This is a genomic window from Oceaniglobus roseus (assembly GCF_002869745.1).
Lineage (GTDB): Bacteria > Pseudomonadota > Alphaproteobacteria > Rhodobacterales > Rhodobacteraceae > Oceaniglobus > Oceaniglobus roseus.
In genome coordinates, this window is sequence record NZ_PNOS01000005.1 from 1 (window position 1) to 13,699 (window position 13,699).

General features: G+C 70.9%; 12 protein-coding genes. 5 read left to right on the forward strand and 7 right to left on the reverse strand.

Features of this window, described 5'->3' with window-relative positions; genetic code table 11:
* The coding region (locus A7B20_RS03885; RefSeq protein WP_102107249.1) for a 3-deoxy-D-manno-octulosonic acid transferase at positions 1 to 1,190 on the reverse strand (1,190 nt) is incomplete at its 3' end.
* 99 nt (positions 1,191 to 1,289) lie between these two features.
* Between A7B20_RS03885 and A7B20_RS03890 the strand changes: the two genes are divergently transcribed.
* Positions 1,290 to 2,411, forward strand: coding sequence for a rhamnan synthesis F family protein (locus A7B20_RS03890; protein WP_102107250.1), 1,122 nt, complete (start codon positions 1,290 to 1,292; stop codon positions 2,409 to 2,411).
* Here A7B20_RS03890 and glcF read toward each other — a convergent pair.
* The 4 genes from glcF to A7B20_RS03910 all read right to left on the reverse strand — a co-directional run bounded on the left by glcF (position 2,408) and on the right by A7B20_RS03910 (position 7,391).
* On the reverse strand, positions 2,408 to 3,778 hold the full coding sequence (gene glcF, locus A7B20_RS03895; RefSeq protein WP_102107251.1) for a glycolate oxidase subunit GlcF: 1,371 nt from the start codon (positions 3,776 to 3,778) through the stop codon (positions 2,408 to 2,410). The genes A7B20_RS03890 and glcF overlap by 4 nt on opposite strands.
* On the reverse strand, positions 3,768 to 4,685 hold the full coding sequence (locus tag A7B20_RS03900; RefSeq protein ID WP_102107252.1) for a response regulator: 918 nt from the start codon (positions 4,683 to 4,685) through the stop codon (positions 3,768 to 3,770). Before A7B20_RS03900 ends, glcF begins: the two co-directional genes overlap by 11 nt.
* 3 nt (positions 4,686 to 4,688) lie before the next feature.
* Positions 4,689 to 5,807, reverse strand: a complete 1,119-nt coding sequence (locus tag A7B20_RS03905; protein WP_102107253.1) for an FAD-binding protein — start codon at positions 5,805 to 5,807, stop codon at positions 4,689 to 4,691.
* 132 nt (positions 5,808 to 5,939) lie between these two features.
* On the reverse strand, positions 5,940 to 7,391 hold the full coding sequence (locus tag A7B20_RS03910; protein ID WP_102107254.1) for an FAD-linked oxidase C-terminal domain-containing protein: 1,452 nt from the start codon (positions 7,389 to 7,391) through the stop codon (positions 5,940 to 5,942).
* 87 nt (positions 7,392 to 7,478) lie between these two features.
* Here A7B20_RS03910 and A7B20_RS03915 point away from each other — a divergent pair, with 87 nt between their 5' ends.
* The 3 genes from A7B20_RS03915 to A7B20_RS03925 all read left to right on the forward strand — a co-directional run bounded on the left by A7B20_RS03915 (position 7,479) and on the right by A7B20_RS03925 (position 9,497).
* On the forward strand, positions 7,479 to 8,192 hold the full coding sequence (locus A7B20_RS03915) for a DUF599 domain-containing protein (protein WP_102107255.1): 714 nt from the start codon (positions 7,479 to 7,481) through the stop codon (positions 8,190 to 8,192).
* 89 nt (positions 8,193 to 8,281) lie between these two features.
* The gene (locus A7B20_RS03920) at positions 8,282 to 8,875 is read left to right on the forward strand and encodes a HupE/UreJ family protein (RefSeq protein WP_102107256.1); all 594 of its coding nucleotides are present in this window, start codon (positions 8,282 to 8,284) and stop codon (positions 8,873 to 8,875) included.
* A 4-nt stretch (positions 8,876 to 8,879) separates the two neighbouring features.
* The gene (locus A7B20_RS03925; RefSeq protein ID WP_102107257.1) at positions 8,880 to 9,497 is read left to right on the forward strand and encodes a hypothetical protein; all 618 of its coding nucleotides are present in this window, start codon (positions 8,880 to 8,882) and stop codon (positions 9,495 to 9,497) included.
* Between the two features lie 39 nt (positions 9,498 to 9,536).
* Here A7B20_RS03925 and A7B20_RS03930 read toward each other — a convergent pair whose 3' ends face one another.
* Positions 9,537 to 10,121: a hypothetical protein gene (locus A7B20_RS03930; protein WP_102107258.1), complete on the reverse strand. Its 585-nt coding sequence runs from the start codon at positions 10,119 to 10,121 to the stop codon at positions 9,537 to 9,539.
* Between the two features lie 356 nt (positions 10,122 to 10,477).
* Here A7B20_RS03930 and A7B20_RS03935 point away from each other — a divergent pair, with 356 nt between their 5' ends.
* Positions 10,478 to 11,605 carry a hypothetical protein gene (locus tag A7B20_RS03935; RefSeq protein ID WP_102107259.1) on the forward strand — a complete coding sequence of 376 codons (1,128 nt, stop codon included), beginning with the start codon at positions 10,478 to 10,480 and terminating at the stop codon, positions 11,603 to 11,605.
* Between the two features lie 17 nt (positions 11,606 to 11,622).
* Here A7B20_RS03935 and A7B20_RS03940 read toward each other — a convergent pair whose 3' ends face one another.
* The gene (locus A7B20_RS03940; RefSeq protein WP_102107260.1) at positions 11,623 to 13,689 is read right to left on the reverse strand and encodes a hypothetical protein; all 2,067 of its coding nucleotides are present in this window, start codon (positions 13,687 to 13,689) and stop codon (positions 11,623 to 11,625) included.
* Positions 13,690 to 13,699 lie beyond the last annotated feature (10 nt).

Genomic DNA, 13,699 nt, shown 5'->3' on the forward strand with positions numbered 1-13,699 from the left:
CCCGGATCGCCGAGCGCCGCCAGCGCCGCGGCCAGTCCGGCGGCGTCGGCGCAGCATCGCGCGCCCCCCGCGTCGCCCAGCGCGGCGTAGGTCTCGGCGAAATCCTCCACCTCTGGCCCGTGCAGCACCGGGCGGTCCAGCACCACCGCCTCGAACGGGTTCTTGCCGCGCTGCGCGGGACCGGGAACGGACAGGGAGTGGCCCATGAACACGACATGGGCGAGGCGGTAGAACAGCCCCATCTCGCCGATGGTATCGGCCAGGTAGATGTCCGTCACCTCGGTGATCGCCTCGCCCCGGCTGCGTCGCGCGACCTTCAGCTTGCGCGCCCGCGCCGCCGCCTCGGCCCCGTCGCCGTCGGTCACGTTCCTCGGCGCGAGGATCAGCAGCGGCGCGCCGCCCTCGGCCTTCAGCATCCGCTGCGCCTCGGCCAGGAACCCCGCCTCCCGCCGCTCGGACGAGGCGGCGAGCCAGCGGAACCGCCCCTCCGATGCCGCTTCCAGCCGCGCCAGTTCCTCCCCGTCGCAGGGGAGCGGCGCGCCGGCGGCCTTCAGCGGGCCCAGCACCTCGATCCGCGCGCGCGGCACGCCAAGCGCCGCGAACCGCTCGGCGCTCGTCTCGTTCTGCACCAGCACCACCTCGAACAGACCCAGAAGCGCGCCGAACAGCCCCGGAGAGCGCTGACGCTTGGCGAAGTTGTGCGCCGACATGCGGCTGTTGATCAGCGCCAGCGGGATGCCCCGCGCCGCCGTGGCGGAAAGCAGGCAGGGCCAGAGGTCCAGCTCGCTCACCACCGCCACGTCCGGGCGCCAGTGGTCGAGGAAGCGGCGCACCGGCCCCGCGGCGTCCACCGGCAGCATCTGGTGCACGACACCGGCCGGCAGCCCGACCCGCCCCAGCGCCTCGGCCGAGGTGCGGGTCGAGGTCGTCAGCAGCACCTGCGCGCCGCTGTCCTCCGCCGCGCGGGCCAAGAGCGGCAGCAAGGCAAGGCTCTCGCCCACGCTCAGGGCGTGGAACCACAGAACCCGGCCGGGGCGACGCGGCGCCATGCCGCGCCCGAACTTCTCGGGCAGGCGCGCCGGATCCTCCTTGCCGCGGCGCACCCGCCGCGCCATGGCGAGCCGCCACAGCGGCGCCGAGACCGCCGCCAGCGCCAGATAGACCGAAAGCCCCCGAGACCGCTTCGCCATGTCCTGCCTCCCGTTGCCGCGCGGGCCGCGCGCGTATAGCACGCGGGGAAACGCTCCGGCCCGCCCCGGAGGCCCTGAACATAGAGGCGCCCCCCGACCATGGCCAGTCCGCCCCCCCTCTGGAAGATCCGCCGCGAGCTCGACCGGCTGGGCCGGCAGATCCTCGGCGCGACCGAGATCGTGACCGGCCCGGTGCAGCGCGCCCGGTACGAACGGCGACGCGCGGCGGAGACGCGGGTGACGCCGGGGGCGCAGCCGCGGACCGGCAGGGTGGCGATCCTTGTGGTGTACCAGCCGAAGGGCCTGCCGCCGTCGCTGATGCTGACCTGCCGCCACCTGTCGGAACAGGGCTACGCCACCCTCGCCGTCTGCAACACGCCCCTGAGCGGGGTCGACCGCGCGCGGCTGACCGCCGCCACATGGCGCGTGATCGAGCGCCCGAACTTCGGCTACGACTTCGGCGGCTACCACGAGGGTCTGCGCCACCTCGCCGCCGAGAGCATCGCCCCCTCGCGCCTGCTGCTGATGAACGACAGCACCTGGTTTCCCGTCCACGGCTCCTCCGACATCATCGAGCGGATGGAGGCCAGCCCCGCGCAGGTGCTTGGCGCGCAGGTCTTCGGACGCTTCGGCCAGCCGAACGGGCGGCGCGGGGGGCCGCCGATGCTGGGGTCGTACTTCCTGATGTTCAAGGACAGGGCGCTGGCCCATCCCGCCTTCACCGGCTTCTGGAAGGACTACCGTCTCTCCTCGAACAAGGAGATCGTGCTGCGCCGGGGCGAACGGGCGCTGTCGGACACCATGATGGCCAGCGGCCTGCCCGTCGAAGGCGTCTTCCCGCGCGAACGATTCGACGCGGTGCTGCACGGCCTCCCCGATGCCGACCTGCACGCCGCCCTCCGCTTCGCCGTCTGCATGATCCCGGCGTTGGAAGAGCGGCGGCAGACCCAACTGGCAAGGCCCCCCGTCGTCCCCGGCTGGCGGGAGGAGACGCTGGCGATCCTGCAAGCGGCGGCGGAGTCGAAGAACTTCATCGGCTCCGTCCCGCTGGTGGCGCTGCGCCATATGGGGATGCCCTTCATCAAGAAGAACGCCGAGCGCCACTATGTCCGCGCCCGCCACGCCATCCTCGCCGCCACCGCCGAGGGGCTGCTGCCCGACCTCCACCCGGACGTGCGCGCCGAGATCGAGGCGCTGGCGGCCCGCCAGCCCGACGCCTAGACCGCCGTCGCAACCTCCTTCATCGCCGCGGGCTTCGGTCCCCCCGTCGCCCAGTCCAGAAGTTCGACGGTGTGCACGATGGGCACGCCGACGGACTGCCCGATCTGCATCATGCAGCCGATGTTGCCCGCCGCGATCACCTGCGGCTTCACCGCCGCCAGCGTCGCCACCTTGCGCGCCTTCAGCTGCTTCGAAATCTCCGGCTGCATCAGGTTGTACGTCCCCGCCGAGCCGCAGCAGAGGTGGCTGTCCTTCGGCTCCACCACCTCGAACCCCGCCCGCTTCAGCAGGTCCTTCGGATAGGTCTTGATCTTCTGCCCGTGCTGGAGCGAACAGGCCGCGTGATAGGCCACCCGCATCCCGCCATGCACCGGCGCCGGAATGCCCTCCGCATCCGTGCCCGCCACCAGCTCCTTCGCCATGTTGTGCGGCGTCTCGTGCGGCGTCTTCGGCAGCAGCTCCATCAGCACCTCGCTCACGTCCTTCGCCAGGGCCGACACCTTCGCCGCCTCCTCCGCCAGCGTGTCGGTGCGGAACATGTGGCCATAGTCCTTCACGGTCGTCCCGCAACCGCTCGTGTTGATCACGATCGCGTCGAGCGGTGCCTTCGCATCCTCAGCCAGCCAGGCGCGGATGTTCCTCGCCGCCGCCGCGTGGCTCTCGTCCTCGCGCCCCATGTGGTGCACCAGCGCGCCGCAGCAGCCCATGCCCTTCGCCACCACCACCTCGGCCCCGAGGCGGGTCAGCAGGCGGATGGTCGAGTCGTTGATGTCGGTGTTCAGCGCCCGCTGCGCGCAGCCGGTCATCAGCGCGACCCGCATCTTCCGCGCGCCTTCGGCCGGGAACACCTGCGGATCGTCGTTGCGGCTGACCGGCGGCACCGTCTTCGGCGCCATCTCCAGCATCGCCTTCAGCCGCTGGTCCGGCACCAGGAACGCGAACGGCCGCCCGATCTTCGCCCCGAGCAGCGCCAGCCGGAACCGCCCCGGATAGGGCAGCACCCGCGACAGCGTCCAGCGCAGCACCCGCTCGAACAGGGGCCGCTTGTACGTCTTCTCGATATGCGCGCGGGCGTGATCGACCAGATGCATGTAATGCACCCCCGAGGGACAGGTCGTCATGCAGGCGAGGCAGGACAGGCACCGGTCAATGTGCTTCACCGTCTTGGCGTCGGCATCCCGCCCGCTCTCCAGCATCTCCTTGATGAGATAGATCCGCCCCCGCGGCGAATCGAGCTCGTCCCCTAGCACCTGGTAGGTCGGGCAGGTCGCCGTGCAGAAGCCGCAGTGGACGCAGGCCCTCAGGATCTCGTTCGACCGCGCGGTGGCGGGATCCTTCAGTTGCTCGGGCGTGAATTCAGTGCGCATGGCGAAGTCCTGTGTGACGGAAAACGAAGCCCCGGACATCCGTGGGCGAATCGGTGACAAGGCCGGCCCCGGCCTCCAGCGCGGCACCTCCCTGCCGCACCCCCCGGGCCGAGGTATAGACGACGGTCGGCACGCGGATGTCGGCCCCCTGCATCTGCTTCAGAAGCCGCGTGCCGGCATCGGGCACATAGGTGCCAAGCTCCTCCAGCCGCCCCTGGTCGGTGATGACCACGGCAAACCGGTCGGGCTCGGCCCAGAGCTGGGCGATGGCCTCCCGCGTGGTCCTGACCAGCTCGACCTCCAGCCCCTCGGCCTGGAAGGCGGCGATCAGCGCGGCATTGCCCGAAGGCTCGTCATCGACCCAGAGGATCCGCTGCGGCGGCCGCGTGGCGCTCGCTGGGGGCGGCGGCGCGGGGGACGGGGCGGGGGACTGGGCGGGCGGCTCGGGGAACAGGCCGCCGGGCGCATCCGGCGCGAAGGGATCGCCCTCCTTGCGCGGCGCCTCTCCCTCCCGCGCCGGCGGGGCGCCGAACGGACGGAGCAGGTCGTCGGACCAGTCCGCAAGCGAGGGTTTCGCCTCCGAAAGCGCCGCCACCTTGCTCTGCAGATCGTCGATCTGCGCCCTGAGCTGATCCGTCGCCTCCTGCGCCGACAATTCGAACGGCCCCATCTTCACCGTGAACTTCCGCGTCTCGAAGATCCCCTGCAGCACGGGCCAGAGCCTGACGATCAAAAACAGCACCGCCGCCGGGATCAGGAGAGCCGACAGCGCCTCGGTCACCGCCACGAACCGGTCCGCCGCCCCCTGCCCCGCCGCCAGCTTCTCGGCCGCCGCGGCGGCCCGGCTCGCGGCCTCCACCGCCTGGCAGAGCTGCGCCTCGCTGCCGGAGAGCCCCTCGCACGCCATGGCCTATCCCATCCGCCCCGGGTTCAGCACGCCGCGCGGATCGAACTTGGCCCGCAAACCCGCGCTGATCGCCGCCAGCGGCGCCGGTTCGGGGTGGAAGGTCCCGAGCGCCCCGTGGGTCTCGGCCGCCCCGCGCACCAGAGTCGCATGGCCCTTCACGCTTGGCAGCATCGCCCGCAGGTCCGTGCCCGGCGCCACCCCGGCCCAGACCAGCCCGCCGCCCCAGTCCATCAGCACCTCGGCACCGCCCAGCGCCGCCACCACGGCGGGCGCGTCCGACGGCTTGACCGAGATCCGCCAGACGTCCTGCCCGTTCCCGGCGAACATCGACGCATCGCGCACCCCGCGCCAGACCTCCGCCACCGCTTCCGGGTCGCGCTCGACCTGCGGCGCGCCGAACCCGGCCAGAACCTCCGACAGCCGCCCGACGCGGTAGTCCACCGAAGCCTCGAACCCCTCGATCCGGACCAGCGTCCGCGCCTCCCCCGGCAGATGCGCCGCCCCCGTCACCTCGAAGGGCGAGCCGAGCGCCGCCGACAGCAGCGAAACCGCCCGCTCCACCGAAAGCCCGCCGAAGGCCAGCGTGGCCGACGCGGGGGTCTTCGGCAGCACCTTGAACGACACCTCCGTCAACACGCCCAGCGTGCCGAAAGACCCGGCCATCAGCTTCACCAGGTCATAGCCGGTGACGTTCTTCATCACCCGTCCGCCGTTCTTCACGACATCGCCGCGCCCGTCCACGAAGCGCACGCCGATCAGCGCATCCCGCGCCGCGCCGACCTGGATCCGCCGCGGCCCCGAAACGTTCGCCGCCACAACCCCGCCGATGGTCGGCTCTCCGCTGGTGCCCAGCAGCCCGCGGTGATCCATTGGCTCGAAGGCCAGCCGCTGGTTCTCCTCCGCCAGCGCCGCCTCGACCTCGGCCAGGGGCGTTCCCGCCTTCGCCACCAGCGTCAGCGCGCCGGGTTCGTAGAGCGTGATGCCCGACAGCCCCGCCGTCGACAGCCTGACCCCGTTCGTCGCGGGCCCGGGCCCCCGGGTGCCGCCGCCCTCGATCCAGAGCGGCCCCTCGGCCCCTTTCACGATCTCCGACAGTTCCGCCTCGTCCTTCGGCTTCAACATGCCGGTCCTCCTTCCCCGTCCGCGCGGCCCCGCCGGACGGTCCACCGGCCCGCAGAAGGAGACCCGCAAAGTCCCCTTCCCCGAACCCCCTGCTTCTTCTTTGCAAAAATACTCAATTCCCCGACGCCCGCCTCACGCGGCACGCCGGGACGAGGCACCCCGGCGCGACTCGGACGATGCCAGCGGAAACACCTTCGCCGGGTTCAGCAGCCACTGAGGGTCAAACACGTCCTTCACCCTCAGCTGCGCCTCCAGGTCGACCCCGTTGTACTGGTCCACCATCAGGTCGCGCTTCTCGATCCCGACGCCATGCTCGCCGGTCAGGCAGCCGCCGACCTCGACGCACAGCCGCAGGATGTCCGCCCCGAAGGCCTCGCACTTCTCCAGGTCGCCCTCCTTGTTGGCGTCGAACAGGATCAGCGGGTGCATGTTGCCGTCCCCGGCGTGGAACACGTTGCCCACGTCCAGCCCGTACTCCTTCGACATCTCCCCGATCCGCTTCAGCACATGGGGCAGCGACGATACGGGAATGGTGCCGTCCAGGCACATGTAGTCGTTGATCTGCCCCATCGCCCCGAAGGCCGACTTCCGCCCCAGCCAGATCGCCGCCGACTGCTCGGCCGACTGGCTCTCGCGCAGTTCCACCGGGTTGTGGGTCTTCGCGATGCCGGTGATGACCGAAAGCTGCTCGGCGATCTCTTCCTCGGACCCCTCGACCTCGACGATCAGCAGCGCCTCGCAGTCCGGGTATCCCGCATGGGCGAAGGCCTCGGTCGCGCGGATGCAGGGGCGGTCCATGAACTCGATGGCCACCGGCAGCACGCCCGCCTTGATGATGTCGGACACGCAGGCCCCCGCCACCTCGTTGCTGTCGAACCCGATCAGCACCGGCCGCGCCCCCTCGGGCTTCCTCAGGATCCTCAGCGTCGCCTCGGTCACGATCCCAAGCTGCCCTTCCGAGCCGCAGATCACCCCCAGCAGGTCCAGCCCGCCCGCGTCCAGGTGCGCGCCGCCGATCTCGACAACCTTGCCGTCCATCAGCACCATGGTCACGCCCAGGAGGTTGTTCGTCGTCACGCCGTACTTCAGGCAATGCGCCCCGCCCGAGTTCATGCCGATGTTCCCGGCGATCGCGCAGGCCAGCTGCGACGACGGGTCGGGGGCATAGAAGAACCCGTCCTCCTCCACCGCGCCGGTCACCGAAAGGTTCGTCCGCCCCGACTGCACGCGGATGTAGCGGTCGGCGTAGTTCGTCTCGATCACGCCGTTCATCCGCGCGACCCCCAGGATCACGCAGTCCGCCGTGGGCAGCGCGCCCCCCGCCAGCGACGTGCCCGAACCGCGGGGCACCACCGGCACGCCTTCCTCGTGGCAAACCTTCAGCACCGCCGAGACCTCCTCGGTCGTCGAGGGCAGAACGGCGCAGAGCGGCGCACAGCGATAGGCAGTCAGCGCGTCGCACTCATAGGCGCGGGTCTCGTGCGGCTCATGGATCACGGCGTCGGCGGGCAGCACCTGCTGCAGCCGCTTCACGATCTCGGCCTTGCGGCCCAGGATCGCGGCGTCGGGAACGGGCATGTCCATCGCGTCTCTCCCTCTCGGTATTGGTAAGGAAATATAACCAATTTTGCCATCTGGCAAGCGTGCCTCCCCCATCCTACAACAAAACCCATGGATCTGCTCGACCGACTCGCGCTGCTTTCGCCGCTCGACGCCGCGGCGGTCCTGCTGCTGCTTGCCGCCTCCGCCGCCATCGGCTGGTGGATCGAGCGCCCCGCCGCCGCCCGCCCCTCCGTCACGGTGCTGATGGCCCAGTACCGCCGCGACTGGATGGTCGAGATGGTGACGCGCGAGCCGCGGATCTTCGACGCCACCATCCTCGGCTCGCTCCGCCAAGGCACGTCGTTCTTCGCATCGACCTGCGTCATCGCCATCGGCGGCGTCCTCGCGCTGATCGGCAATGCCGAGCGGCTGGCCGGCGTCGCCGCCGACCTCACCGCAAGCGAGGTGCCGCTGGCGATCTGGGAGCTGAAGCTCGGCCTTGTCGCGCTGATCCTCACCAACGCCTTCCTGAAATTCGTCTGGTCGAACCGCCTGTTCGGCTATTGCGCCGTGGTCATGGCGGCGGTGCCGAACGCCCCCGACCATCCCCTTGCCTATCCCCGCGCCGCGCAGGCGGGCGAGCTGAACGTGCGCGCCGCCTGGAACTTCAACCGTGGCCTGCGCTCCATGTACTTCGCCCTTGCCGCCCTCGCCTGGCTGCTCGGCCCCGCCGCGCTGATCCTCGCCACCGCGCTCACCCTCTGGCTGCTCTGGTCGCGCGAGTTCCTGTCCCGCCCCCGCGAGGTGCTGATGGAGGAAGGCCCGGGAACGCCCGAGCCCTGACGGACACCCCGCAACCGGCGACAGGGCCGTAGACCCCGCCCGGTTCCTGCGGCATGATCCCCCGACACATCGCCAACAGGACACCCGACATGACCGCAGCCCGCGCAAAAGGCATCCTCCTCGCCACCCTCGCCGTTCTCGTGGCGACACAGGTCCAGGCCCACACCGGCGAGGGCGTCGTCGGCGGCTTCTCCTCGGGCTTCCTGCACCCGATCTTCGGCTGGGACCACGTCGTCGCCATGGTCGCCGTCGGCCTCTGGGGCGCCTTCCTCGGCCAGCCCGCGATCTGGATCCTGCCCGTCGTCTTCCCGCTGGTCATGGCCTTCGGCGGCGCGCTCGGCGTCCTCGGCGTCCCCGTCCCGGCGATCGAGACCGGCATCGCGCTTTCGGGCGTGATCCTCGGCCTGCTCGTCGCCTTCGCGGTGATGGCCCCCCTGGCCGTGGCGGCGGTGATCGTCGGCGTCTTCGCCATCTTCCACGGCCACGCCCACGGCACGGAACTGCCCGACGCCGCCAATCCGTTGGCCTTCGGCATCGGCTTCGTCATCGCCACCGGCCTGCTCCACATGCTCGGGATCGGCCTCGGCGCCCTGACCGGCAGCAGCGCGGGGCGGATTGCGGTCAGAGGCGCCGGCGCGGCCATCGCGCTCGTCGGCGGCGCCTTCCTGTTCGGCCTTGCCTGAGCCGATGCGCGTCGGGCTTCTCGCCGGGGCGCTCCTGCTTGTCCCGGCCCCGGCCCTGGCCCATGCCTTCAAGTCGGGCGCCGGCGCGTGGGAGGCCTTCGTCGAAGGCACCGCCGTGGTGCTGGCCTGGCCGCCGACCCTGATCGCGATGCTCGCCATGGGCATCCTCGCCGGCCTTTGGAGACCGCGCGAAACCGGGCCCCGCGACGGCATGGTCCGGATCTGGCCCTTCCTGATCCTCGGCCAGGTCGCGGGCCTCCTCCTGTCCGCCGCGACCCTGCCCGCGCTCGGTTGGGCGCCGCATCTCGTCGGCCTCCTCACCACGCTCGCCGCGGCCCTCGCTCCCGGCCGCCTGCCTGCGATGGTCAAGGCCCTGGCCTTCGCCACCGGCCTCGCCGTGCTGGCAGGCGCGCTCGACGGCCACCCCCTCGGCAGCCTCGACATCGCGGTCTATGCCGGCATCCTCTTCGGCGCCAACCTCGGCGTCGCCATCGCCGCCGGGCTCGTCACGCTGGCCCTCGACCAGTGGGAGAAGCCCTGGATCGCCATCGGCTTCCGCGTCCTCGCCTCATGGGGCGCCGCGATCCTGATCCTCCAGTCGGCCTTCGAGGCAAGATACTGACGCCTCACCCCGGCCGGAAGGCTCGCGACCGGATGCGCTTCACGTCGCCTCGCGGATGACCTTCACGTTGAAGATCGGACCGCTCGCGCCGCCCATCGAGCTGCGGACATCGACCTTGACGATATAGGCAAGAGCCATGTCCTGGATCCCGACGAACACATGGGTTCCGGTGTAGAATTCCTGCGATGCCAGCGGAATCTTGTTCTGGTACCAGACCTCCAGATTGCCCCGGTTCATGTGCCCCTTCCACGTGTCGAAGGGATCTTCCCCCAGGGCGTTCGTACGGTTGTCCTGCGCGATATGCGCCAGATAGGCCCGTCCCGCCGTGCGGTCGAAACCGACCGACAGGATGCAGCCGCTGAACGGGCCCGAGGCCATCCAGCTGTGCCCGCCGGTCAGATGCGCCATCACCGTCCGGTTCGTCGAATAGGGAACCCAGATCCCGTGATCCGCCCCTGCGCCCCCGTGGGCGGGCCGCAGGTTCAGCCGCTCGGTGTGACGGACCAGGCGACAGGTCACCGACTTGTTCGTGACGCCGTCCATCTGCGCCCCCGAATTCAGGTGATCGTCGAAGTCGAGCCTGCGCCCGTTCATTGCCATCAGGTTGGCCGGCGTCGGTATCATGTCGCTCTCCCTTGCACAGACATCGCACGGCATGTTGCCCCGGCAAGCCCGGGCCGCTCCCGTTCAGGAGAACACCCTGCGCCAAGATCCTAGCCCAAGATTGCCCCTGCGTAAGGGGATATCCGAAGCACTCCGCCGCTTCACGCCAAGGTTGCGCAGCCGACATATCGCCTGCCGCCCGGCTGCCTCGGAACCCTCCGCGACCCGGCCAGGATCTTCAGGCCGCCCGCCCCGGCTCCGCGGGACGCGCCTTGAACCCCCGGCCAGACTGCCGCAACATCGGCCCCGTCCGGTTCGTGGATCCTGCGGGACTCCCCGCAGAAGCGCTCCGACGTGCAATCGGCCCGCAGGTCCCCATGCTGAAGACGCTCGCCCGCGCCACCGCCTCGCCGCTGTCGTCGATCTTCGGCAGCGGCTTTCTGGTGATCGTGCCGGTTCTCGCCGCCGCCACCGGCCCGTGGTCGCCGCTGGCCATGGCGGGGGTCTGCGCGATGGCCTTCGCCGTGGGCAGCGTGATCCGGTTCAACATCGCCCGGGCCGAGCCCGTGCTGGAGAAGGATCCGCCCCGCGCCACGCTCCTGCTCGACCGCGCCTCGGACCTGGCGCTGGTCGTCGCCTATGTCATCTCGGTCTGCCTCTACCTCCACATCCTCGCCTCCTTCGTGCTGGGCGGGCTTGGCGCCGACCGCGGGCCCTGGCCGGACCTCCTGGCCAGCGGCGTGATCGTCGCCATCGCGGCCATCGGCATGACGAAGGGGCTCCAGGCCCTCGACGCGCTGGAGACCTGGGCGCTGGTCGTCACGCTGGCGATCATCCTTCTGCTGCTCTTGGGCTTCGCGCGGTACGACATCGCCGCCATGGGCTCGGACAGCGGCATCGTGCTGGCTCGGCCGGAGCCGCACGGGGCCTGGGAGATCCTGACCATCGTCGCGGGCACCCTGATCGTCGTGCAGGGGTTCGAGACGCCGCGCTACCTCGGCCATGTCTTCGACAGCGCCGTCCGGCAGCGGGCCTCGCTCTGGTCCCAGGTCGTGGCCAGCGCCGTCTACCTGGCCTTCGTGACCCTGGCCCTGCCGGTGGTCCACACGCTGGACGGCACCTACGGCGACAACAGCCTGATCGACCTGGTGCGCACCGCCGCGAGCCTCCTGTCGGTGCCGCTGGTCCTTGCCGCCGCGCTGAGCCAGTTCTCGGCCGCCGTGGCCGACACCCACGCCGCCACCGGCAACATCGAGGATCTGAGCGCGGGCCGCATCACCCCCCGCTGGGGCACGCTGCTGGTGGCCCTGGGCGCGCTGGCGCTGATCTGGTCGGCGGGCACGCTGCAGATCCTCGCCATCGCGTCGCGGGCCTTCGCAGCCTACTATTTCCTCCAGTGCCTCGTAGCGCTCCGCATCGCCCGGCGACCGGGCGCGCGGCTGGCCGTCGCGGCCCTCGCGGCGGTGCTGCTGTTCGTCACCGTCTTCGCAGTCCCCGCCGGGTAGGCCCCGCGCGAAGGCGTCTAGCGCCGCCCCTCGCGCAGCCAGGCCGCGACGGTCAGCAGCGCGGCAAGCAGCAGGAATAGCCAGGCCGAGATCAGCGGCGTCACCGTCACGTCCGCCGTCAGGTAGGCCTGCCGCGGCGTGATGCCGATCCAGCCGCGCCCGGCGGCCGGCCGCCCCTCGCGCACCTGGCGAATGGCCGGAACGCCCTCCTCGACCGAAACGATTCCGCCCCGTGTCGCATCCACCGCGGGTTCCAGCGCGGCGCCGCTCGCCACCGTCTGCTCGAACTCCTTCGGCGCCGAGGGTCCAAGGGCGATCACCGCGTTCTGGTCGCCCTCCTTCAGGCGATAGAGCCCGATCTCGGGCGCATCGTACTCGGCCACGAACCGGCCCGGCGCGGCCTCCTCGAGCGGCACCAGCGTTACCGCGCCGTCCGGCCCCGTCACCTCGACATCCCCCGCGCTGTCGCCAAGCGTCCGACGCAGGATCGTCATGCGCTGGCCCTCGGCCGTGGCGACCAGCGCCTCCTCGTCCAGCTCCGGCTCCTTCATCATCCAATGGGCGAGCCGCCGCAGAAGCTCCAGCTGCGGGCCGCCGCCCTCGTACCCCCGCGACCAGAGCCAGGCATGGTCGGACCCGAGCAGCGCCACCCGCCCCTCGCCGACGCGGTTCAGGATCAGCAGCGGGCTGTCGTCGATCCCCGTCATCACCGTCTGGCCCGCGACCGGGGTCAGCTCGATCTGGCGCAGCCAGCGCCCCCAGCCCGGCAACCCGTCCTCGCCCTCGGGATACTGCGCGTCCAGGCCTTCCGTCACCGGATGCTTGCGCCCGAGGTCCGACAGCTTCGGCTTGAATCCCTCCTCGAACACCCGCGCCGTCGGCGCACCTGGCATGATGTCGCCCAGCGGCGAGCGGAAGATCGACGCCGCCCCGGCGAAATCCGGCCCCGCCGCCACCAGCACCGCGCCGCCGCGTTCGACATACTGGCGGATGTTGTCGAGGTAGAGCGCTGGCAGGATGCCACGCCGCTTGTAGCGGTCGAAGACGATCAGGTCGAACTCGTCGATCTTGTCGAGGAACAGCTCCCGTGTCGGGAAGGCGATCAGCGACAGCTCGGTCACGGGCACCCCGTCCTGCTTTTCCGGCGGGCGCAGGATGGTGAAGTGGACGAGATCGACGGAGCTGTCGGATTTCAGCAGGTTACGCCAGGTCCGCTCGCCCGGATGCGGCTCTCCGGAGACCAGCAGCACCCGCAGCCGGTCGCGCACGCCGTTGATCTGCACCACGGCGGCGTTGTTGCGGTCCGTCAGCTCGCCCCCGGCCTCGGGGGTGGTGAACTGGATCACGTTCATGCCGCCATGGCTCAGCGTCACCGGCAGCTCCAGGTCCTGCCCCACCGGCACGTCGAAGCGCTGCGGCTCGGCCCCGTCGACCGAGATCATCAGCTGCGCCAGCCCCCCCGTCCCCGCGGGGACGGCGCCCTGGTCCTCGATCCTCAGCGTCAGCTGCACCGGCTCGTCGATGATGGCGAAGGCGGGCGCGTTGGTGACCAGCAGCCGCCGGTCCCAGTCCGTCTCGCGGCCGGTCAGCAGGACGTGGAGCGGCGCGGGCAGGTCCGGCGCCTGCTCGACATCGTGGAGCCGCCCGTCGGTCAGCAGGATCGCCCCGGCGAGACGCGCCCGGGGCTCCTCCGCCATGGCCTCGGACAGCGCGCTCATCAGCAGCGTGCCGCGGTCGCCGTCGCCGTCGCCGAAGCGCACGACGCGCAGCTCGGTGTTCTCCATGCCGTCGATCTCGGCCTGCACCCGGTCCACCGTCTCGGCCACCTGCGCGGCGCGGTCGGAGATCTTCTGGCTCGAACTCTCGTCCACCACCAGCACCACGATGTCGCTCAGCGGCGTGCGGTCCTCCTGCTGGAACGACGGGTTGGACAGCGCCGCCAGCAGCACCACGGCGGCCAGTGCGCGCAACCACCAACCGGAAAGCCCGCGCCAGAGCGACAGCGCAACGAAGGCCAGGGCCAGGGCGCCAAGCCCGGCCAGCAGGCCGAGCGACACCAGCGGGTCGAAGATCACGCTGTCGATGACGACACCT

What these genes read in the sequence shown, in the direction of transcription:
- A7B20_RS03920 (WP_102107256.1), top strand. Translation starts at nt 8,282, where the DNA reads ATGACCGCAGCCCGCGCAAAAGGCATCCTCCTCGCCACCCTCGCCGTT.
- A7B20_RS03910 (WP_102107254.1), bottom strand. Translation starts at nt 7,391, where the DNA reads ATGGACATGCCCGTTCCCGACGCCGCGATCCTGGGCCGCAAGGCCGAG.
- A7B20_RS03930 (WP_102107258.1), bottom strand. Translation starts at nt 10,121, where the DNA reads ATGATACCGACGCCGGCCAACCTGATGGCAATGAACGGGCGCAGGCTC.
- A7B20_RS03890 (WP_102107250.1), top strand. Translation starts at nt 1,290, where the DNA reads ATGGCCAGTCCGCCCCCCCTCTGGAAGATCCGCCGCGAGCTCGACCGG.
- glcF (WP_102107251.1), bottom strand. Translation starts at nt 3,778, where the DNA reads ATGCGCACTGAATTCACGCCCGAGCAACTGAAGGATCCCGCCACCGCG.
- A7B20_RS03900 (WP_102107252.1), bottom strand. Translation starts at nt 4,685, where the DNA reads ATGGCGTGCGAGGGGCTCTCCGGCAGCGAGGCGCAGCTCTGCCAGGCG.
- A7B20_RS03905 (WP_102107253.1), bottom strand. Translation starts at nt 5,807, where the DNA reads ATGTTGAAGCCGAAGGACGAGGCGGAACTGTCGGAGATCGTGAAAGGG.
- A7B20_RS03915 (WP_102107255.1), top strand. Translation starts at nt 7,479, where the DNA reads ATGGATCTGCTCGACCGACTCGCGCTGCTTTCGCCGCTCGACGCCGCG.
- A7B20_RS03925 (WP_102107257.1), top strand. Translation starts at nt 8,880, where the DNA reads ATGCGCGTCGGGCTTCTCGCCGGGGCGCTCCTGCTTGTCCCGGCCCCG.
- A7B20_RS03935 (WP_102107259.1), top strand. Translation starts at nt 10,478, where the DNA reads ATGCTGAAGACGCTCGCCCGCGCCACCGCCTCGCCGCTGTCGTCGATC.